Origin of the sequence: Bartonella sp. AA81SXKL, from assembly GCF_042196945.1 — a bacterium.
Lineage (GTDB): Bacteria > Pseudomonadota > Alphaproteobacteria > Rhizobiales > Rhizobiaceae > Bartonella.
In genome coordinates, this window is sequence record NZ_JBHIRH010000009.1 from 1 (window position 1) to 22,316 (window position 22,316).

Genomic DNA, 22,316 nt, shown 5'->3' on the forward strand with positions numbered 1-22,316 from the left:
GTTTTGCTATTCGTGAAGGTGGTCGTACTGTTGGTGCCGGTATCGTCTCTAAGATCATTGAATAAATAATGCTTGTTAAAGGGGTGTTAAAAGTGTTTTAGTTTTGAGAGTTAGGGGTATAGCTCAGTTGGTAGAGCGGCGGTCTCCAAAACCGCAGGTCGCGGGTTCAAGTCCTGCTGCCCCTGCCAAAGGGGGTACATATAAGGGAGTGGATTTTGCTGCCTTTTTCGCTTTTTTTGATATGGGGCTTGTTTTTTTGTGTGTGAAACGGTATTGAATAGAAAGTAAGGAAATTGCATAAGTCTGAAAGTTGGCTTTTGCATTTTTTTCCTGTTTATTTTATTCTATAAAACACAATAGGACTAGAGAGAGTATAGTGTGACGATGGCATCTAAAACCAATCCGATTACCTTTTTGAAGCAGGTTTATGCAGAAACAATTAAAGTGAAATGGCCTACACGTCGTGAGACGGTTATTTCTACTATTATGGTTTTGTTGGTAACTGCATTGGCTTCAGCTTTCTTTTTTATTGTGGATCAGGTTATGCATTTTGGTGTTTGGCGGGTTATTGATCTTCTGAAATATCTTTTTAGTTGAGAATGTAAGGAAGTGTGACTGTGGCAGCTCGTTGGTATATTGTTCAGGCATATTCAAACTTTGAAAAGAAAGTAGCGGAAGCTATTGATAAGGAGGCAAAGCAAAAGGGACTTGATCATCTTTTTGAAAAGATTTTTGTTCCAACAGAGCGTGTTGTAGAGGTTCGTCGTGGACGCAAAGTTGATACTGAGCGAAAATTTTTTCCTGGTTATGTTCTTGTTCGTGCTGAGTTAACAGATGAAGTTTATCATCTTATTAAGAATACGCCTAAAGTGACAGGTTTTTTAGGATCAGATGCGCGTCCTGTTCCCATTTCTGATCGAGAGGTTGAGCAAATTCTCAAACAAGTTCAGGAAAGGGTTGAGTCTCCAAAGTCTTCTGTATTGTTTGAGGTTGGAGAGCAAGTTCGCGTTGCTGATGGTCCTTTTGTTTCGTTTAATGGAATTGTTCAAGAGGTTGAAGAAGAGCGCTCTCGTCTTAAGGTTGAAGTGCTTATTTTTGGGCGTCCTACGCCTGTTGATTTGGAATTTAGTCAGGTTGAAAAACTCTGATTAAACTTAGAGTAGTTTTAATTACTTTAAGGAAGGAGTGGGAGGTGATTTATAGCTTTTGTCGGCTTAATGATCCGAACCACGTGACTGCAAGCGGGTAACGGGCAAGATGAATTGTCAGTATACCAGTAAAATTAAAGGCAGATTGTTATGGCAAAAAAAAGTATAGGTCAGCTTAAGTTGCAGGTCCCTGCAGGAGCTGCTACTCCATCTCCACCGATTGGTCCAGCTCTTGGGCAGCGTGGTATTAATATCATGGAATTTTGTAAGGCGTTTAATGCAGCGACACAAGAAATGGAAAAGGGGGCACCGATTCCAGTTGTTATTACGTATTACCAAGATAAATCTTTCACATTTTCTCTCAAGACGCCTCCTGTATCATTCTTTTTAAAGAAGGAAGCAAACCTGAAATCTGGCTCAAAAGAGCCTGGTAAAGTGTCTGTAGGAAGCATTTCTCGCGATAAAATTCGTTCGATTGCGGAATCAAAGATGAAAGATTTTAATGCGAATGACATTGAGGCAGCAATGCGTATGGTTGAAGGTTCTGCTCGCTCGATGGGCTTGGAAGTGGTGGGCTAATATTATGGCAAAAGTAGCAAAAAGAATAAAAAATATCCGAAAAGATATTGATTTTAATGAACTTTACGCTTTAAAAGATGCCGTTTCAATGGTTAAGGAGCGTGCTGTTGCTAAGTTTGATGAAACAATCGAAATTTCAATGAACTTGGGTGTTGATCCTCGTCATGCTGATCAAATGGTTCGAGGCGTTGCTCATTTGCCTAATGGAACAGGGAGAAATATTCGTGTTGCCGTTTTTGCTCGTGGGGATAAGGCTGAGGAAGCTAAGGCGGCAGGAGCTGATATTGTGGGTGCCGAAGATTTATTTGAAAGCGTTAATAGAGGGACTATAGATTTTGATCGTTGTATTGCAACGCCAGACATGATGCCTCTTGTTGGTCGTCTTGGTAAGATTCTTGGTCCACGGAGTTTGATGCCGAATCCGAAAGTTGGTACTGTAACACTTGATGTCGCCGGTGCTGTCAAAGCTTCTAAAGGTGGTGCTGTTGAGTTTCGTGTGGAAAAAGCTGGTATTGTGCATGCTGGTATTGGTAAGGCTTCTTTTGGTGTTGAAAAAATCGTAGAAAATATAAAAGCCTTTGCAAGTGCAGTTATTAAAGCCAAACCACAAGGTGCAAAAGGTGAGTATATTAAGCGCGTTGCTGTTTCGTCGACTATGGGAATTGGTGTTAAAGTTGATCCAGCAACGGTTCGTTCAGAGCTAGTATAAGCTGATTTATAATTTTGTTTTGGGGTATGGGAATATCAAAATTGTATTTAAAATGCTGATTTTGATCAGCTCGCTATCTAAGCTTTATAGGGCTTAGGTTGTACCGGGAGAAATTCCGGAATATCCTGTCCGAGATTGTAGGTGATGCTTTTAAGTATCTTAATCAAAAAAAACCTGCATGAGACTGGGGTAAAAACTGAGAGTTAAAAGACTTAAAGGGTTTGAGCCAAGGTTGCCTTTGAACGCTGTGCGTGAAAAAGGGGACAGGATCCTCATCGGTGACATGAAGTGTTTTATGTTATCAAAGGTAACCAACAGGTTTGTTTTAAGCAAATCTGTTAAATGGAGAGAGACAGTGAATAGAGCGGAAAAACGCGAATTTGTTACATGGCTTAACGAGGCTTTTCGGAAGTCTGGTTCTGTTGTTGTTGCACATTATTCCGGTCTGACAGTTTCACAGATGAATGATTTGCGTTCGAAAATGGGTGAAGCTGGCGGTGCCGTTAAGGTCGCCAAAAACCGTCTTGCTAAAATCGCTCTTCAGGGCACGGAATCTGAATCGATAGTGGGTTTGTTTACTGGACAAACACTTATTGCTTATTCAGAAGATCCAATCACAGCACCGAAAGTTGCTGTTGATTTTGCGAAAAGCAATGACAAATTTGTCATACTTGGCGGTTCAATGGGTGCAACAAGTTTAACTGTAGATGCTGTGAAGTCATTGGCTTCATTGCCTTCATTAAACGAGTTGCGTGCAAAACTTGTGGGTATGATTTCTACCCCTGCGACCCGTATTGCACAGGTTGTTAATGCCCCTGCTGGTCAGGTTGCACGTGTCATTGGAGCATATGCTCAGGAGGATAAGGCGGCTTAAGGCTGTTTGTATTCACGTTTATGGAAGAGCTTTAATGCTTTTCTGTTTTTTTGAATAAGATTTAATAATGGTTAAAATCTTTTAATTGAAGGAATTTAAAAATGGCTGATCTAGAGAAGATCGTAGAAGACCTTTCTAATCTAACCCTTTTGGAAGCCGCTGAGCTTTCTAAGTTACTTGAAGAAAAGTGGGGAGTTTCGGCTGCTGCTCCTGTAGCTGTCGCTGCTGTTGCTGGTGCTGCTGCTCCAGCTGCTGAAGAAAAAACAGAATTTGATGTTATTCTTGTTGAAGGTGGCGCACAAAAAATTAATGTTATTAAGGAAGTTCGTGCTCTTACTGGACTTGGTCTTAAAGAAGCTAAAGATCTGGTTGAAGGTGCACCTAAGCCTATTAAAGAGGCTGCTTCTAAAGAAGAAGCAGAAAAAATTAAATCTCAACTTGAAGCTGCCGGTGCTAAGGTGGAACTTAAGTAAATTTAATTTTATCGGCGGGCATTTATGTTCGCCGATTTTCTTTCTCTTAATACAAAGAGGGAAAATAATGAGTAAAAAAACTTTTCCCAATGGTTTCGTAACAGGAATGGGATAGGTTTGGATTACTTACCCCTTCATCATAGAGTCAAAGAGATAAATGGCTTATGTTGGTGGGGAAAGTTAATGATGCTCATTATTGAGTGTCAAGTGAACTGGTCTGCATATGCAGGTTAATGGTATAAGGCTTTCAAGGTTGGTCTACCTTGAAGAGTAAAGATCAAGGAGCGACGATGGCTCAGACTCACGCAATGATGTCTCAATTCAATGGTCGTAAGCGCGTACGGAAATTTTTTGGTAAGATTCCTGAAGTAGCAGAAATGCCGAATCTTATTGAGGTTCAAAAAGCCTCATACGATCAATTTCTCATGGTTGAGGAACCGAAAGGTGGACGACCAGATGAAGGTTTGCAAGCTGTTTTTAAATCGGTTTTTCCTATTTCAGATTTTTCCGGTACAGCTATGCTTGAGTTTGTAGGTTATGAATTTGATTTACCAAAATTTGATGTTGAAGAGTGCCGTCAACGTGATTTAACTTATGCTGCCCCATTAAAGGTCATATTGCGTTTGATTGTTTTTGATGTTGATGAGGATACTGGCTCCAAAGATATCAAAGACATTAAAGAGCAAGGCGTTTATATGGGTGATATGCCTTTAATGACGACGAATGGTACCTTTATTGTTAATGGTACGGAGCGTGTTATTGTTTCTCAGATGCATCGTTCTCCTGGTGTCTTTTTTGACCATGATAAAGGAAAGTCCCATTCATCAGGAAAGCTTCTTTTTGCTGCTCGTGTTATTCCGTATCGAGGTTCTTGGCTTGATATTGAGTTTGATGCTAAGGACATCATTTATGCGCGTATTGATCGACGGCGCAAGATTCCTGTTACTAGTCTTTTGATGGCATTAGGTATGGATGCGTCGGATATTTTATCGACGTTTTATGATAAAGTGACTTATGAGCGTGATGGAGAAGGATGGCGAGTTCCTTATTCTGTGGATCGCTTTAAAGGAATGAAGCTCATTTCTGACCTTATAGATGCAGATAGTGGTGAAGTCGTTGCGGAGGCTGGTAAAAAATTAACAGTTCGTACTGCGAAGTCTTTGGTAGAAAAAGGACTTAAAGCGGTTAAAGTTAGTGAAGATGATTTATTAGGTTGTTATCTAGCCGAAGATATCGTCAATTACGAAACAGGTGAAATCTACCTTGAAGCTGGTGATGAAATTGACGAAAAAGTATTAAAAATTCTGCTCGATGTTAGTGCTGATCAAGTCAATATTCTTGATATTGATCACATGAATATTGGCGCTTACATCCGCAATACTTTGAAGGTGGATAAAAATGAAAGTCGGCAGGATGCGTTATTTGATATTTACCGGGTGATGCGTCCAGGTGAACCTCCAACAATCGATACAGCAGAAGCAATGTTCCATTCATTGTTTTTTGATCCAGAGCGTTATGATCTTTCAGCTGTCGGGCGTGTTAAGATGAATTTACGTATGGATCTTGATTGTCCAGACACAGTTCGTATTTTACGCCAAGAGGATATTCTTGCTGTTGTTAAGATGTTGGTTGAATTGCGTGATGGACGTGGTGAAATTGATGATATTGATAATCTTGGCAACCGTCGCGTTCGTTCCGTTGGGGAGTTGATGGAAAATCAATATCGCATTGGTCTTCTTCGTATGGAGCGTGCGATAAAAGAGCGTATGTCATCGGTTGAAATTGATACAGTTATGCCACAGGATTTAATCAATGCAAAGCCTGCGGCAGCAGCGGTCCGTGAATTTTTTGGGTCTTCACAATTGTCGCAGTTTATGGATCAAACCAATCCATTGTCAGAAATTACCCATAAGCGCCGTCTTTCTGCTCTTGGTCCAGGTGGTTTGACTCGTGAACGTGCGGGTTTTGAAGTCCGTGACGTACATCCTACGCATTATGGTCGTATTTGTCCGATTGAAACACCAGAAGGCCCCAATATTGGTCTGATTAACTCCTTAGCAACATTTGCGCGAGTTAACAAATATGGCTTTATTGAAAGCCCATATCGAAAAATTATTGATGGGAAAGTCACAAAAGAAGTTATTTATCTTTCAGCGATGGAAGAAGCAAAGCATTATGTCGCTCAGGCTAATTCTTCATTAGATAACGAAGGTCGTTTTATAGAAGAGTTTGTTGTTTGCCGTCATGCTGGTGAAGTTTTAATGGCGCCGCGTGATCATGTTGATTTGATGGATGTTTCACCAAAACAGTTGGTTTCAGTTGCAGCAGCGCTTATTCCTTTTTTGGAAAATGATGATGCGAATCGTGCGCTTATGGGATCGAACATGCAGCGTCAAGCAGTTCCTCTTGTACGCGCTGAAGCGCCATTTGTTGGGACGGGAATGGAATCTATTGTTGCGCGCGATTCAGGAGCTGCTGTAAGTGCAAAACGTAGTGGTGTTGTTGATCAAGTCGATGCTACCCGTATTGTTATCCGTGCAACAGAAGATTTAGATCCTTCAAAATCAGGCGTTGATATTTACCGCTTACAGAAATTTCAGCGTTCTAATCAGTCCACTTGTATTAATCAGCGTCCTCTTGTACATGTCGGTGATAGGGTAGAGAAAGGTGATATCATTGCAGATGGTCCATCCACGGATCTTGGTGATTTGGCTCTTGGGCGGAATGTTCTCGTAGCCTTTATGCCTTGGAATGGATACAATTATGAAGATTCTATTTTGTTATCCGAGCGCATTGTTGCTGATGATGTGTTTACTTCAATTCATATTGAGGAATTTGAAGTTGCGGCACGCGATACAAAACTTGGACCTGAGGAAATTACGCGCGACATTCCTAATGTTGCGGAAGAAGCGTTAAGAAATCTTGATGAAGCTGGCATTATTTATATTGGTGCTGAAGTTCAACCAGGTGATATTTTAGTTGGAAAGATTACCCCGAAAGGTGAAAGTCCCATGACGCCGGAAGAAAAGCTTCTGCGTGCAATTTTTGGGGAAAAGGCATCCGATGTTCGTGATACTTCTATGCGTATGCCTCCTGGGACTTTTGGTACTGTTGTTGAAGTTCGCGTTTTTAATCGCCATGGCGTGGAAAAAGATGAACGTGCGATGGCAATTGAGCGTGAAGAAATTGAGCGTTTAGCAAAAGACCGTGATGATGAACAGTCTATTCTTGATCGCAATGTTTATGCGCGCCTCACCGATATGTTGACAGGTAAAGTTGCTGTAGAAGGTCCGAAAGGCTTTTCGGGCAGCAAAAAGCTTGATAGTACAGTAATGGGGCATTATCCACGATCCCAGTGGTGGCAATTTGCTGTTGAGGATGAAAAGCTTCAAAATGAAATTGAAGCTTTGCGCAAGCAATATGATGAATCAAAAGAAGCATTACAACGTCGCTTTATGGATAAGGTTGAAAAGGTCCAAAGAGGTGATGAAATGCCTCCTGGTGTCATGAAAATGGTGAAGGTTTTTGTGGCTGTGAAGCGCAAAATCCAACCAGGTGACAAGATGGCGGGACGTCACGGGAATAAGGGTGTTGTTTCACGTATTCTTCCCGTAGAAGATATGCCATTTCTTGAAGATGGGACCCATGCTGATATCGTCTTGAATCCGCTTGGTGTGCCTAGTCGTATGAATGTTGGACAAATTCTTGAAACGCATCTTGGTTGGGCATGTGCGGGGATGGGCAAGAAGATTGGTGCTTTGTTAGAGTTATATCAAGAGACTGGGGATATATTGCCGTTGCGTCAGCGTATTGAAAATCTTATGCCTGATGATAATCATAATGAACCAGTTCGTCAGTATGATAATGAAAGCCTTTACAAATTGGCATTGCAGATGAAGAAAGGGGTTTCAATTGCAACGCCTGTTTTTGATGGAGCACATGAGTCTGATATTAACATGATGCTGGAAGACGCAGGCTTAGATAGTTCAGGGCAGGTTACGCTTTATGATGGTCGTACTGGGGAGCCTTTTGATCGTCCAGTAACGGTGGGATATATTTACATGTTGAAATTGCATCACCTTGTTGATGATAAGATTCATGCACGTTCTATTGGTCCCTATTCACTTGTTACGCAGCAGCCATTAGGAGGTAAGGCACAATTTGGTGGTCAGCGTTTTGGTGAAATGGAGGTTTGGGCACTTGAAGCTTATGGTGCTGCATACACTTTGCAGGAGATGCTAACAGTAAAATCAGATGATGTGGCTGGTCGAACAAAAGTCTATGAGGCAATTGTGCGTGGTGATGATACATTTGAGGCAGGTATACCCGAAAGCTTTAATGTGTTGGTAAAAGAAATGCGCTCACTTGCTCTTAATGTGGAGCTTGATGATGCGCGTGAACTTATTGCACAGCGGGCATTGTCTGATACGGCAGAATAATAATTCAAGGAGCGCACTAGAAAAAGGTGCGCTCTTATTACTTTAAGAGGCTCAATAACCTTATTAAGGCTATACAGGTCATTTTTAAAAGTAAATGTCTTTTAAAGAAGATCTGTTATAAAATAGATGAGATATTACAACAGGTTCTAAGAATCTTTGAAGGAGAACAGCATGAACCACGAGGTCATGAATCTTTTCAATCCTCAAGCGCCAGCGCAGACATTTGACTCTATTCGTATTTCTATTGCGAGTCCTGAGAAAATTTTGTCCTGGTCGTATGGTGAGATTAAGAAGCCTGAGACGATTAATTATCGGACTTTTAAACCAGAGCGTGATGGTCTTTTTTGTGCACGTATATTTGGCCCTATTAAGGACTATGAATGTCTATGTGGCAAATATAAACGCATGAAGTATAAGGGTATTATTTGTGAAAAATGTGGTGTAGAGGTTACTCTTTCCCGCGTACGTCGTGAGCGTATGGGGCATATTGAACTTGCGGCACCCGTTGCGCATATATGGTTTCTTAAATCATTACCAGGTCGTATTTCTACACTTTTAGATTTAACTTTAAAAGATATTGAACGGGTTCTTTATTTTGAGAATTATATTGTAACCGAACCAGGATTGACGTCTCTTAAGCTCCATCAGCTTCTTTCTGAAGAAGAATATATGCTTGCTATTGATGAATTTGGAGAAGATCAGTTTACAGCTATGATTGGCGCTGAAGCTATTTACGAGCTTTTAGCTAGTATGGAGTTAGATAAAATCGCTAATGATTTGCGTCTTGAATTAGCTGAAACAACTTCAGAGTTAAAGCAGAAAAAATTGATTAAACGACTTAAAATCGTTGAAAATTTTCTTGAATCTGGAAATAAGCCAGAGTGGATGATTATGAAAACAATTCCGGTTATTCCACCGGATTTGCGTCCATTGGTTCCGCTTGATGGTGGGCGTTTTGCGACATCAGATCTGAATGATCTTTATCGGCGTGTTATTAATCGTAATAACCGCTTGAAACGGCTGATTGAATTGCGTGCTCCTGGAATTATCGTACGCAATGAAAAGCGTATGGTACAAGAAGCTGTTGATGCATTGTTTGATAATGGACGGCGTGGGCGTGTGATTACTGGAGCCAATAAACGTCCTCTTAAGTCTTTATCAGATATGTTGAAGGGCAAGCAAGGACGTTTTCGTCAGAACTTACTTGGGAAGCGTGTTGATTACTCGGGGCGTTCTGTTATCGTGACGGGTCCTGAATTAAAATTGCATCAATGTGGTCTTCCCAAAAAAATGGCTCTTGAATTATTTAAGCCTTTTATTTATGCGCGGCTTGATGCAAAAGGCTATTCATCAACGGTAAAGCAGGCAAAGAAGCTTGTTGAAAAAGAACATCCAGAAGTTTGGGATATCTTGGATGAGGTTATTCGTGAACACCCTGTTTTACTCAACCGTGCGCCAACATTGCACCGTTTGGGGATTCAGGCTTTTGAACCTATCTTAATTGAAGGCAAAGCTATTCAACTTCATCCACTGGTGTGTACTGCTTTTAATGCAGATTTTGATGGTGATCAGATGGCGGTTCACGTGCCGCTTTCTCTTGAAGCACAGCTTGAAGCCCGTGTTTTGATGATGTCCACCAATAATATTCTTCATCCGGCCAATGGTGCTCCCATTATTGTTCCCTCACAGGATATGGTTCTTGGTCTTTATTATCTTTCAATTGTTTCTGAAAAAGAACCAGGTGAAGGAATGGCCTTTTCTGATATAGGTGAGCTTCATTATGCCTTGGAAAATAAGGTTATAACGCTTCATACGAAGATTAAAGGCCGTGTTAAGAATATGGGGAAGGATGGAAAAGAAGTCTCTAAACTTTATGATACGACACCTGGTCGTTTGATTATCGGTGAGCTTTTGCCAAGAAGTGCGGATATCTCATTTGATATTGTCAATCAAGAGATGACGAAAAAGAACATTTCTAAAATGATTGATCATGTTTATCGGCACTGTGGACAAAAAGAGACGGTTATTTTTTGTGACCGTATTATGCAGCTTGGCTTTTCTTATGCTTGTCGTGCAGGAATTTCATTCGGTAAGGACGATATGGTTATTCCTGATAGTAAGTCGCGTTTAGTCGCAGAAACAGAAGCTTTGGCTAAGGAGTACGAACAGCAATATAATGATGGTTTGATTACACAAGGTGAAAAATACAATAAGGTTGTAGATGCTTGGGGTAAATGTACAGATCGCGTTGCAGATGAAATGATGAAACGTATTCAAGCCGTCGATTTTGATCCTAAAACAGGTCGTCAACGGCCGATGAACTCTATCTATATGATGTCGCACTCTGGTGCTCGTGGTTCTGCTAACCAGATGAGACAATTGGCCGGTATGCGTGGATTAATGGCAAAACCATCGGGTGAAATTATTGAAACACCCATTATTTCCAATTTTAAAGAAGGTCTAACTGTTAATGAATACTTCAATTCCACGCATGGTGCACGTAAAGGACTTGCTGATACTGCGTTAAAGACGGCGAACTCTGGTTATTTAACACGGCGTCTTGTTGATGTTGCACAGGATGCTATTATTTCAGCAGTTGATTGTGGTACCGCAAAAGGGCTTACCATGCAGCCGATTGTTGATGCAGGACAAATTGTTGCCTCCCTTGGGCAAAGAATTCTTGGTCGTACAGCGCTTGTTGATATTCTACATCCTGTCTCTGGAGAGGTTATCCTTGAAGGTGGAGCAATGATTGAGGAAGCTGATGTCGCGAAGATTGAAGCAGCTGGAATTCAATCTGTTCAAATTCGTTCTGCATTAACATGTGAAACACGTCTTGGTGTTTGTGCAAAATGCTATGGTCGTGATTTGGCGCGTGGAACACCTGTTAATCAGGGAGAAGCCGTTGGTGTTATTGCTGCTCAATCCATTGGTGAGCCGGGAACACAGCTTACTATGCGTACTTTCCACTTAGGAGGAACTGCGCAGGTTGTTGATTCATCGTATTTAGAGGCATCTTATGAAGGTAAGGTGGAGATTCGTAATCGTAATGTGGTTCGTAACTCTGAAGGCCATTTGGTTGTTATGGGGCGTAATATGGCTATCCTTATCAAGGATGAGTTAGGAAAAGAGCGCGTTGTACATCGTGTTAGCTATGGTGCTCATATTTTTGTTGATGATGGTGATGTGGTTAAACGTGGCCAACGTATAGCAGAATGGGATCCTTATACACGTCCAATTTTAACGGAAGTTGAAGGCTATGTGGGTTTTGAAGATATGATTGATGGTTTATCTGTCACTGAAACAGCTGATGAATCTACGGGTATTACGAAGCGTTTGGTGATTGATTGGCGCGCTAATCCACGTGGTGCGGATCTTAAACCAGCTATTATTATTCACACGGATAAAGAAGGTGAATCCATTGCTAAATTGTATAAGGGAGGTGAAGCCCGTTATATGATGTCAGTGGAAACTATTCTTTCTGTTGAGCTTGGTGCTCATGTTAAGGCTGGTGATGTTATTGCTCGTTTGCCAATGGAAAGTGCCAAGACGAAAGATATTACGGGTGGTCTTCCTCGTGTGGCTGAGCTTTTTGAAGCGCGTCGTCCAAAGGATCATGCGATTATTGCTGAAGTTAGTGGCACGATTCGATTCGGCCGTGGTTATAAGAATAAACGTCGTATCATTATTGAACCAAATGATGAAACTCTTGAGGCAGTAGAATACTTGATTCCAAAAGGTAAGTTGTTCCATTTCCAAGAAGGCGATCAAATTGAAAAGGGAGATTATATCCTTGATGGTAATCCAGCACCTCATGACATCTTGGCGATTAAGGGGGTTGAAGCTTTGGCATCTTATCTTGTTAATGAGATTCAGGAGGTTTATCGTTTGCAGGGAGTTCTTATTAATGATAAGCACATTGAAGTGATTGTTCGTCAAATGTTGCAAAAAGTTGAAATTACAGAATCTGGAGATTCTGGTTATATTCCAGGTGATAATGTTGATCGTATTGAACTTGATGAAATCAATGATAATTTGATTGCAGAAGGGAAGAAACCTGCATCTGGTAATCCCATTCTTCTTGGAATTACAAAAGCTTCTCTTCAAACGCCTTCTTTCATTTCGGCGGCATCGTTTCAGGAAACAACACGTGTTCTTACTGAAGCAGCAGTTTCTGGTAAAATTGATACTTTGCAAGGACTTAAAGAGAACGTTATTGTCGGTCGTCTTATTCCAGCAGGTACGGGTGGTACAATTTCTCAAATCCGTCGTATTGCTGCAGTTCGTGATGATTTGATTGTAGATGAGCAGCGTAAGTCTAGTAATAACGAAGTGGCTAAGGCTATGTTGACAAATATGACAACCGGGGCCGTTGCTGAATAATTTAAATACAACACCACATAATATAAAAACGTCTGAATAGAAAGTTCAGACGTTTTTTATTTCGAAATGCAGAAGTTGTATATTTTCTTGAAAAATATCAAAAATTATAAGGCGATAGTTATTTTAAACATCTTTAGTAGCTTATTGTTTTGTAATGATGCTTATCTTTCTTGTTGTTTCATTTTAAAGTTTCTTAATTTCTGCAGGCAGTATAGAAAGTTTTTTCCCAAATATGTGAAACTCAAAAATCATATTCAAGGAAAAGAGTTGATTATCTACAAATCAAATAATGATTGATTTTAAACTTTAGGAAAATTTTTAATTGATATCTTCTATAGAGATTTAAAAGGATTTATAATGAAAGATCAATAGTCTTTCTGTAATCTAAAAATAATTGATTCTCTACTATACAATGTTTATGAATGTATTTTCTTCTAAATTAAAATGCAGAAAAGTAGAGATTAAGGTGCTCACTAAGTTTTATAAAAAATAGACATATTTCTTATAACAATGTGATCTATGCAGACAGAATAATAAAATGTACGAATATTATTCAATTGGAAAATTAACACGTGAGTTTTCAATAATAGCTCGAACTTTGCTATGAAGAAGAGGGACTTCTTATCCCTTTTCGGTGTGGAAGTACACGGCTTTATACATAAACGGATCGTCATAAGTTAAAACAAATCCTGTATGCTAACAGAGTAAAATTTTCGTTGTCTGAAATATCTGATATGTTGACAATGGTTGGAAAACCACCTGATGATGAGAAAAAGCTTAAGAAATTAATTGCAGGAATTCATAAAAAACGAACTGATTTAAAGCAGATGCAGCATGATGTTGATGATCTTCTACAGGATTTAGAACGAATTGAAGAGAGTTTTTTTGAGAGCTTAGCGGAGTTGGGGGTTAGTCATTGATTATAAATTTATTTTGTCTTCTTTTAGACAAATTTCTTTCTCTTAAAAGAGATAGATTATACTATCTCTAAGGGGAATATTTACCACTGCGTGAAATGTGTAAGTCATTTAAAGAAATAGAGTGTTTGAAAAAGCTGCAAAGGTATTTTCGCAGTATATTATCCTTGATAAGAAAAAACTATTTTTCATAAAGAAAGTAAAAACAATGACAGTTTCTCCTATGAGTGTTTTTCAATCTATTTTGTCACGAAAGTCAATTCGCGCTTTTACTGATCAGCCAGTTAGTTTGGAAACAATCAAAGAAATCTTAAAACTTGCAGCACGTGCACCATCTGGAACAAATATTCAGCCATGGCAAGTAATTGTGCTTACAGGAAGTGTATTACAGAAAGTAGGGCAAGAGCTTTCACAACTTGTGCTTTCAGGTGTAAAAGGAGAGCGTGAATATAGTTATTATCCACGTCAGTGGCGTGAGCCTTATATTTCAAGGCGTCGAAAAGTTGGTTTGGATCTTTATCAGAGTCTTGGAATTCAAAAAGATGATGAAGAAAAAGTACTTCATCAAAAGGCGCGAAATTTTTTATTTTTTGATGCACCTGTAGGACTCTTATTTACAATGGATCACGACATGGAAATGGGGAGTTGGCTTGATTTGGGTATGTTTATGCAGACCATTATGTTAGCTGCACGTGGATTTGGATTAGATACCTGTCCTCAAGCTGCTTTTGCTGATTATCATAAACAGATTCGTACGCTTTTATCTATTCCTTCTGATCGCCATATTATCTGTGGTATGGCACTTGGTTATCGCGATATGAGTGCTCCAGAAAACAATTTTGAGACAGAACGAGAATCGTTAGAAAAATTTGTACGTTTCATTGAAACATATCCATAAAATATTTTATAAAATTAAGCATACGTTTTGAAGAACTTAGTGCATTATGAAAAATATTTCCGATAAGATTTCTCATCCTTATTGAATTTTAATATTGCATATTAACACTTATTTTACTACGCTTCAAACATTAGGAGTTGTGACTCTAGGGGCATTGTCCGTTTTAAAGGTTGGCTAATGGAAAACACTATAGAAAGAAAGTGTTGGGTGGTAGCAAGACGAGCGACATTCGTGTTTATTGTTGTCATTTTTTTAGTTTATCTCGCAATTTGATTTTAAACGGAAGAAACGTTATGAAAAAGCATATATGCTCAAGCTGTACTATAGTTTAAGGTGATACGTGTTTCTATCTGTTTTTGAACTTTTTAAAATTGGGATTGGTCCTTCTAGCTCACATACGATGGGACCAATGACAGCTGCTAATATGTTTTTGCAAAAGATAGGAGATTTTTCTCAGTCGTCTGATGTTCAAGTTTCTCGTATACGTGTTTATCTTTATGGTTCTTTAGCTTTCACGGGTATTGGTCATGCAACAGATAGAGCTATCATATTAGGACTTTTAGGAGAAAAAGCTTCTACTGTTGATCCTGATAGCATGGGGTTTCTGTTAGAAAAAGTTATACGTGAAAAAAAAGTGCAACCAGTAGGTCATCCCGCTTATCAGTTTGATGTGCAATGTGATCTTATTTTTGAACGAAAGCAAATCCTCCCTGGACATACAAATGGACTAGCCTTTGAAGGACTTGATACTGATGGGAATGTTCTGTTGCGGCAGATTTATTATTCTATCGGTGGTGGCTTTGTTGTGACTGAGGATGAATTAAGCCATATGAATGATAATATACAACCAGAAGCATTTGAGGTACCATATCCATTCGATTCTGCTTGTACAATGTTATCAATGGCAGAAAAATCAGGACTTTCAATTGCTGAAATGAAGCGCTTAAATGAAGAAACAAAGATAGAGCGTTCTTCTCTTGATGTAGGGCTTGATGAAATTTTTTCAGCGATGACAAATTGCATTGATAGAGGTCTTTCACAAGAAGGTGAGTTGCCTGGTGGATTGCGTGTTCTAAGGCGCGCTAAAAAGCTGCATGAAACGCTTTTGGAAAAACAAAAGAAAAATTACAATTATCCACTTTGGGCAAATGATTGGCTTTCGGTATATGCTATAGCCGTCAATGAGGAAAATGCAGCAGGTGGTCGTGTTGTTACAGCACCAACAAATGGAGCAGCCGGTGTCGTCCCAGCCGTTTTGCGTTATTATCTTCAATTTAATGATGATTCAGATCGAGAGGGAATACATAATTTTCTATTAACGGCAGCAGCTATAGGCGGTGTTATCAAACATAATGCCTCTATTTCTGGTGCAGAAGTTGGGTGTCAAGGTGAAGTTGGAACGGCATCTTCAATGGCCGCAGCAGGGTTGACCGCAGCGTTAGGTGGAACACCAGCTCAAATTGAAAATGCGGCAGAAATTGCGCTTGAACATCACTTGGGAATGACATGTGATCCTGTTGCAGGTCTTGTACAAGTTCCTTGTATTGAGCGTAATGCAATGGGAGCTGTTAAGGCGGTAACGGCTTCTTCTCTTGCATTATATGGTAATGGAGATCATTTTGTTTCTCTTGATGCTTGTATAGAAACAATGCGCCAGACTGGTCATGATATGAGTGAACGCTATAAAGAGACAAGTAAAGGTGGTCTTGCAGTCAATGTGATATCTTGTTAAGAGCTGGAACATTTTTCAATCCATAACTGGACTTTTGGGAGAGAGATCGTATTTTCTGATAAAGCTTATGTTTTTTCAGCGTTTATGTTGTATGGGGAGCGTTATTAAGAGGGACTTTCTTTATTGAACTTTTACAATAATCCCATCAAATGATAAGCTTTCATCTAATGAAGCTATTCATTTTTTCCAGAAAGATATCAAGGATAATTTTTTATATTAAATCCAAAAGTGGAAAAATATTGGGTATTTTTATGTCCTTAACAATGTTTTTATTGAAAGCTTGGAGATATTGGATAGTTGGAAAAGCTGTCAGAAAAATTCAACAATTTAAGAAAAAAGTATGTTTATCAAAGGGTTTTCTAAGGCTGTAGATAATGGTTAATAATAAAATAATTTTTTAGAGAAATTAAATATTTGTTGCTCCTAAACGGATTTTAATAGGCACATTACCAGTTTGGCTCGCAACGCGTAAATGAATGCGTACAGGAGGCATTATGAGACGACGGTTGCGTATTGTTTGGCAAATGAGAAGGTGAACAAGAGATTGTGTATCTAATGCAGTCGAATTATATTTTAAACCAGTAAGTTTTGCGGCAGCATCGTGAAGAGAACGCAATGAAAGGAGGGATGATTGCTTCAATAAAATTTCTTTTTTATGGAATGAAGCAAAAGCATTATCTGTCATAATACTATCCTTAACGCAGAATTCAAAAATTTTTAGTAGGCTACAGTATAGCAGTTAAAATTTGCTTTCTTTAATGTAGAGCAAGCATCAAATGCAGCTTTTTTTGATTGAAACCCTGTAAAGCGCGCTCGGTAATAACGCCGCCCATTTTTTTCAAACAGTTGCATGTGTGAAGATGCGTGTTTTAAAATAGAAAAAGCTATATTTTTTGCTTTTAAAAGTAGAGTTTTTGCTTGTTCTTCACTAGGAAGAGAACCAATTTGGATAGCCCATCCGGCATTTTCGGACAAAGAGACTGTTACAATTTTATGAGTCTCAGCCGGTATAGTTTTTTGAGGATTCGGTATTGGTATAATTACCTTATTTACAGCCGTTATTGCGATATTGGAGTTTTTAGGTTGTTCTGCAAATGCTGTCAACATAGTCGAAATTTCATCGTCAAAATTACTTGAATCAGCTTTAATGGTCGGTATAGGAGTATTGGCGCCAGTCGGTAAGTGATAGCGTACAGAAGCCATTAAACGTTCACCACTTTTCATTTGGCTTGCTTTGGGCAAATATTGTTTCAATAGGCTAGCCATATGCTCGTCACGCGCAGTAGATGATTTACCTCCCATAACAACAGCGACAACAGAGCGCCCCTCAAGACGCATCGAAGTTGCTAAATTAGAACCTGACATTTGTGTGTAGCCTGTTTTAATTCCATCGACACCTTTCATTATTTTAACAAGTTTATTGTGGCTGTTAATTTTATGTCCACGGAAATTAAAACTTTTTGTTTTGAACAATTTATATTGTTTGGGAAAATGTTTACGTAAAGCTAATGACAAAGTCGCTATATCTCGTGCTGTAGAATAATTGTGCACATCCGGAAGTCCTGAAGCATTTGCAAAATGTGTATGTTTCATGCCAAGTTTACGAGCTTTTATTGTCATCATTTGAGCGAATTTTTTTTCACTACCTCCAAGATATTCTGCAATGGCAGCAGCAACATCATTTGCGGATCTTGTAATGAGTGCTTTAGCTGCTGATTCTGCAGAAATTGTTTGGCCTGCTTTAAATCCAATTTTTGTTGGTGGACGCATTGCTGCATAATGAGAAACAGGAATTGGTGTATTTGGTGTCACACGACGCATCTGCATAGCTTCAAAGAGTAAGTACAATGTCATCATTTTTGTTAAAGAAGCAGGATAACGTTTCAGTGTTGCATTGGCTTGAAATAGAGTTTTTCCCGTAGTAGCATCTATAACAATAGCCGCATACTTATCAGGATAGGCGCCTTGAGGTGTGGCTGATGCCCAACAGTAAGAAAAAGCTAACATAACAAAAGAAATTGCTATTGTTTTACAGTAGCGCATAATTTTTTGATAATTAATATACACTTGCAGTATCCTATTTCTCCATTTATCCTGAAAAACTTCTATAAAGCTTCCTTTTCTGTAATTTGTTGATGCAGTTTAGGCGAATGGTATTACTAATTTGTTTACAGAAGTTATTTTATGAGTGAGTGATTGAAGTCTAACCATAGAGGGAGATTTTTTTCTAATACAAACAGGTATTGCAATAGTTATGAAAGAATTTAAAATTAATAAAAAATGTGTTGCATGGAAAACGATAATGGGACAGACGCTCATAATAAACTCTATAGCTCATATTATGCATAATGAAAAGGGCAAGAATTGGGATGAAGGTAGGCATGGTGCGGTTATAATGCCTAAGGCTAGAGAAAAACTCGAAAAACCTAAATTATGTCGAGTTTTTTTGCTTAATGATGATTACACACCTATGGATTTTGTTGTTTTCGTTTTGAAGAACTTTTTTAAAAAAAGTTTCGAAGAGGCAACGCGGATAATGTTAAATGTTCATCACAATGGGATAGGAGAATGTGGGACTTATACTTATGAAGTCGCTGAAATGAAAATATTACAAGTGAGGGAATGTGCGCGTCAAAATGAACATCCGTTACAATGTGTAATGGAATGGAAGTGAGGAGCTATGCCATCTTTTACACCTAGTCTTGAAGAGGTTTTGCATCGTGCATTAACAATTGCTACTCAAGCACGGCATGAATATGCAACACTAGAGCATCTTCTACTTGCGCTGTTAGATGATGCCGATGCAAATTCCGTTATTCAGGCTTGCCAAGTAGATGTGGAGGAATTGCGAGAGCGCTTAACCAATTATCTTCGCTCAGAGTTAGATGAACAGATTAGAGCTGATGAGGATACAAAGCCTACAGCTTTTTTCCAGCGTGTTATCCAACGTGCGGTGATTCATGCACAATCAGCTGGAAAAGATGAAGTATCGGGGGCAAATGTTCTTGTTGCAATTTTTTCTGAACGTGAAAGCCATGCAGCATATTTTCTTCAAGAGATGGGAATGACACGCTATGATGCTGTACGTTTTATTTCACAGGGTGTCACGCGTGATGATGGGTTATCCATGTTACTTGAAGGACTTGAAGAGCAATTAGATCAGCAGATTTCGGATAATGGTGAAAGAGGAACAAGTGCTTTAACGAATTATTGTGTTGATCTCAATTGTAAAGCACGTAATGGAAAAATTGATTTATTAATTGGCCGTGAAATAGAAATTTCACGCATGATTCAGATTTTATGTCGAAGGTCAAAAAACAATCCGCTTTTGGTTGGTGATCCTGGAGTAGGGAAAACAGCTATAATTGAGGGATTGGCAAAGCGCATTGTTGATGGGCAAGTGCCTGAAGTTTTATCAAATGCAACAATATTTTCTCTTGATATGGGGGGACTTGTTGCAGGTACACGTTATCGCGGTGATTTTGAAGAACGCTTAAAGCAAGTTATTAAAGAGTTTGAGCTGTATCCAGATGCTATTTTATTTATTGATGAAATCCATACCTTAATTGGAGCAGGAGCAACATTAGGGGGAAATATGGATGCAGCAAATCTTTTGAAACCTGTGTTATCTTCTGGAACTATGCGATGTATTGGTTCGACGACTTACAGAGAATATCGCAAATTCTTTGAACAAGATCGTGCTTTAGAGCGTCGTTTTCAGAAGATTGATATTAATGAACCTTCTGTTACAGATGCGATTAAAATTTTGCAGGGGATGAAGCCTTACTTTGAAGATTTTCATCAGATTAAATATACAGATCAGGCGATGAAGGCATCTGTAGAATTATCTTCACGTTATATAATTGACCGTAGGTTACCTGACAAAGCAATTGATATTATTGATGAAAGTGGCGCAGCGCAAAAGCTTTTGCCACAAAAACAACGCAAGAAGAGTATAGGTGTTAAAGAAATTGAAGCGACTGTTGCTACAATTGCAAGAATTCCACCAAAAACAGTTTCCCGGAATGATCAGAAGATACTGAGTAAGCTTGAAAGAGAACTCAAACATGTTGTTTATGGTCAAGATCAGGCAATTTCCGTCTTAGTTTCATCCATAAAATTGGCGCGAGCAGGTTTACGCGAACCGGATAAACCAATAGGAAGTTATTTATTTTCAGGACCAACAGGTGTAGGAAAAACTGAAGTTGCAAAACAGCTTGCATCATCTTTAGGCATTGAATTATTGCGTTTTGATATGTCAGAATATATGGAACGGCATACGATAGCACGTTTAATCGGAGCACCTCCAGGTTATATAGGGTTTGATCAAGGAGGTCTCCTTACAGATGCCGTTGATCAGAAACCTCACGCAGTTCTATTGCTAGATGAGATTGAGAAAGCGCACCCAGAGTTATTTAATATTTTATTGCAGGTAATGGATTATGGTAGATTAACAGACCATAATGGTAAGAAAATTGATTTCCGCAATGTTATTTTGATTATGACAACCAATGCTGGTGCTTCAGATATGGCAAAATCAGCTATTGGATTTGGGAAAGTACATCGTGATGGTGAGGATATAGAAGCAATCAATCGGTTATTTACACCAGAATTTCGTAATCGGTTAGATGCAATTATTCCGTTTGCACCTTTATCTCATTTAATCATCAATCAGATAGTGCAAAAATTTATTTTTCAGCTTGAAGCACAATTAGCTGATCGGGGAATTTGTTTTGAATTAAGCCCTTCTGCAACTTTATGGCTTTCTAATAAAGGATATGATTCTCAGATGGGAGCACGCCCATTAGGGCGTGTTATACAAGAATATATTAAAAAGCCATTAGCTGATGAAATTTTATTTGGAAAGTTACGCAATGGCGGTACCGTTCGCGTATTGACACAAAAATCAAATGGTAAAAAAGAAAGCTTACAGTTAGAAATTTCATCTTCCGATATATCTGTAAGTTCAAAGAAAAGTAAAATGGAAAACTTTACAAAAAAAACGTGTAGGAAAAAAAGCACAACAACTTAAGAGTGTGTTATAAAGCTGCACGGATTTTTTTTGCATTCTCTTCAAGTATTTCTGGAGGCGTTACCATATCATTATGAGGGGTAAGCTCTATTCCCTCCATACGTGGTATAATATGAAAATGAAGGTGATAGACGGTTTGTTGACTAGCTGCTTCATTAAATTGCATGACAGTTATGCCATCTGCTTGAAAGGCTTTTTTGACAGCATTTGCAATTTTTTGAACAGCTTTAATAACAGGAAATAATGTTTCAGGATCTGCATCAAGTAAGTTTCTAGAGCCTTTTTTAGGAATGACCAGCGTATGACCTTGTGCCTGTGGCATGATATCCATAAATCCAATAACATCATCATCTTCGTAGACACGAACAGAAGGGATTTCATTGCGAATCAATTTAGCAAAAATATTGTTATTGTCATAAGCTTGTTTCATACAAATATTTCCTTTTATCGTAAGTTTAAGATTCTAATTTAAAAACGAAAAAATGCAAGGTTTATCAGAGTGTAAGACAAAGAAGTATTTTGACTTCAGTTATATTTAGGATAATGCACTGTCTTAATGAAGGTTTAGATTTCTATGATGGCTTCAACTTCTACAGGAACATCCATAGGAAGAGAGGCAACACCAATAGCAGAACGGGCGTGTTTTCCAATTTCACCAAGGATATTGACGAATAAATTAGAAGCTCCATTGGCAACAAAAGGAATATCGGTAAAATGAGAATCTACAGCCACAAAAACAGTAATTTTGACCACACGTTTTATTTTATTTAAGTCACCCAGAGTTGCCTTGAGTTGCGCGAGAATATTGAGAGCGCAAGCTTCAGATGCTTTTTGGGCTTGTTCGGTATTCACAGTTGCACCAACTTTACCGATGGCTATTGGTTTTCCATTAATAAGAGGAAGTTGCCCAGAAATAAAGAGTTGATTGCCACTTTGTGAAGTGGTGATGTAATTGGCAAGGGGGGAGATTACTTCAGGAAGAGTGATCCCGAATTTTTCTAAGTTTTTTTCAATCATATTGGTCATAATTTTAACTCCATAGCTGCTTTATAATATATTCATTGCATAATCTATTTTTTGATTTAAGAAAATGTGTGGTTAATTGAGAAATTAGCCTTTTTTGCCTTATTGT

The 22,316-nt window shown here is 38.8% G+C and carries 17 protein-coding genes, 1 tRNA gene and 1 pseudogene; 15 read left to right on the forward strand and 4 right to left on the reverse strand.

Annotated elements, in window-relative coordinates; genetic code table 11:
• From ACFINZ_RS05785 to ACFINZ_RS05845, 13 genes and pseudogenes are all read left to right on the forward strand, one after another.
• Positions 1-65, forward strand: a pseudogene (locus ACFINZ_RS05785) (elongation factor Tu); the annotation flags it as partial.
• Positions 66-112: 47 nt separating this feature from the next.
• Positions 113-188: transfer RNA gene (locus ACFINZ_RS05790), tRNA-Trp, on the forward strand.
• Between the two features lie 196 nt (positions 189-384).
• A complete protein-coding gene (secE, locus tag ACFINZ_RS05795; RefSeq protein WP_273790652.1) occupies positions 385-597 on the forward strand; it encodes a preprotein translocase subunit SecE in 213 nt (70 codons plus the stop codon).
• A gap of 20 nt (positions 598-617) precedes the next feature.
• The gene (nusG, locus tag ACFINZ_RS05800; RefSeq protein WP_375632755.1) at positions 618-1,148 is read left to right on the forward strand and encodes a transcription termination/antitermination protein NusG; all 531 of its coding nucleotides are present in this window, start codon (positions 618-620) and stop codon (positions 1,146-1,148) included.
• Between the two features lie 150 nt (positions 1,149-1,298).
• Positions 1,299-1,727 carry a 50S ribosomal protein L11 gene (rplK, locus tag ACFINZ_RS05805; RefSeq protein ID WP_375701224.1) on the forward strand — a complete coding sequence of 143 codons (429 nt, stop codon included), beginning with the start codon at positions 1,299-1,301 and terminating at the stop codon, positions 1,725-1,727.
• A 4-nt stretch (positions 1,728-1,731) separates the two neighbouring features.
• The gene (gene rplA, locus ACFINZ_RS05810) at positions 1,732-2,436 is read left to right on the forward strand and encodes a 50S ribosomal protein L1 (RefSeq protein ID WP_375613460.1); all 705 of its coding nucleotides are present in this window, start codon (positions 1,732-1,734) and stop codon (positions 2,434-2,436) included.
• 355 nt (positions 2,437-2,791) lie between these two features.
• Positions 2,792-3,310 (forward strand): 50S ribosomal protein L10, encoded by a 519-nt coding sequence (gene rplJ / locus ACFINZ_RS05815; RefSeq protein ID WP_012755027.1) that lies wholly within the window; start codon positions 2,792-2,794, stop codon positions 3,308-3,310.
• A 101-nt stretch (positions 3,311-3,411) separates the two neighbouring features.
• Complete coding sequence (rplL, locus tag ACFINZ_RS05820) at positions 3,412-3,783, forward strand: 50S ribosomal protein L7/L12 (RefSeq protein WP_273790654.1); 372 nt, start codon at positions 3,412-3,414, stop codon at positions 3,781-3,783.
• A gap of 290 nt (positions 3,784-4,073) precedes the next feature.
• The gene (gene rpoB / locus ACFINZ_RS05825) at positions 4,074-8,222 is read left to right on the forward strand and encodes a DNA-directed RNA polymerase subunit beta (protein WP_375632759.1); all 4,149 of its coding nucleotides are present in this window, start codon (positions 4,074-4,076) and stop codon (positions 8,220-8,222) included.
• A gap of 171 nt (positions 8,223-8,393) precedes the next feature.
• A complete protein-coding gene (rpoC, locus tag ACFINZ_RS05830) occupies positions 8,394-12,605 on the forward strand; it encodes a DNA-directed RNA polymerase subunit beta' (RefSeq protein ID WP_375632761.1) in 4,212 nt (1,403 codons plus the stop codon).
• 716 nt (positions 12,606-13,321) lie between these two features.
• Positions 13,322-13,525, forward strand: coding sequence for a hypothetical protein (locus ACFINZ_RS05835; RefSeq protein ID WP_375618381.1), 204 nt, complete (start codon positions 13,322-13,324; stop codon positions 13,523-13,525).
• Positions 13,526-13,730: 205 nt separating this feature from the next.
• Positions 13,731-14,420: a nitroreductase gene (locus tag ACFINZ_RS05840; protein ID WP_375618388.1), complete on the forward strand. Its 690-nt coding sequence runs from the start codon at positions 13,731-13,733 to the stop codon at positions 14,418-14,420.
• Between the two features lie 340 nt (positions 14,421-14,760).
• Positions 14,761-16,152 (forward strand): L-serine ammonia-lyase, encoded by a 1,392-nt coding sequence (locus ACFINZ_RS05845; protein WP_375701225.1) that lies wholly within the window; start codon positions 14,761-14,763, stop codon positions 16,150-16,152.
• Between the two features lie 406 nt (positions 16,153-16,558).
• Here the strand turns inward: ACFINZ_RS05845 and ACFINZ_RS05850 are convergent, their stop codons facing one another.
• Positions 16,559-16,837 carry a hypothetical protein gene (locus ACFINZ_RS05850; RefSeq protein WP_375618379.1) on the reverse strand — a complete coding sequence of 93 codons (279 nt, stop codon included), beginning with the start codon at positions 16,835-16,837 and terminating at the stop codon, positions 16,559-16,561.
• A gap of 32 nt (positions 16,838-16,869) precedes the next feature.
• The gene (locus ACFINZ_RS05855; RefSeq protein WP_375632766.1) at positions 16,870-18,219 is read right to left on the reverse strand and encodes a D-alanyl-D-alanine carboxypeptidase; all 1,350 of its coding nucleotides are present in this window, start codon (positions 18,217-18,219) and stop codon (positions 16,870-16,872) included.
• A gap of 235 nt (positions 18,220-18,454) precedes the next feature.
• Here ACFINZ_RS05855 and clpS point away from each other — a divergent pair, with 235 nt between their 5' ends.
• Complete coding sequence (gene clpS / locus ACFINZ_RS05860; protein WP_273790742.1) at positions 18,455-18,826, forward strand: ATP-dependent Clp protease adapter ClpS; 372 nt, start codon at positions 18,455-18,457, stop codon at positions 18,824-18,826.
• A gap of 6 nt (positions 18,827-18,832) precedes the next feature.
• Positions 18,833-21,184, forward strand: a complete 2,352-nt coding sequence (clpA, locus tag ACFINZ_RS05865; protein WP_375632768.1) for an ATP-dependent Clp protease ATP-binding subunit ClpA — start codon at positions 18,833-18,835, stop codon at positions 21,182-21,184.
• Positions 21,185-21,191: 7 nt separating this feature from the next.
• Here clpA and ACFINZ_RS05870 read toward each other — a convergent pair whose 3' ends face one another.
• Together ACFINZ_RS05870 and ACFINZ_RS05875 are read right to left on the reverse strand one after the other, a co-directional pair.
• Complete coding sequence (locus ACFINZ_RS05870) at positions 21,192-21,614, reverse strand: HIT family protein (RefSeq protein ID WP_375632769.1); 423 nt, start codon at positions 21,612-21,614, stop codon at positions 21,192-21,194.
• Positions 21,615-21,748: 134 nt separating this feature from the next.
• Positions 21,749-22,210: a RidA family protein gene (locus ACFINZ_RS05875; RefSeq protein WP_375607219.1), complete on the reverse strand. Its 462-nt coding sequence runs from the start codon at positions 22,208-22,210 to the stop codon at positions 21,749-21,751.
• Positions 22,211-22,316: the final 106 nt, after the last annotated feature.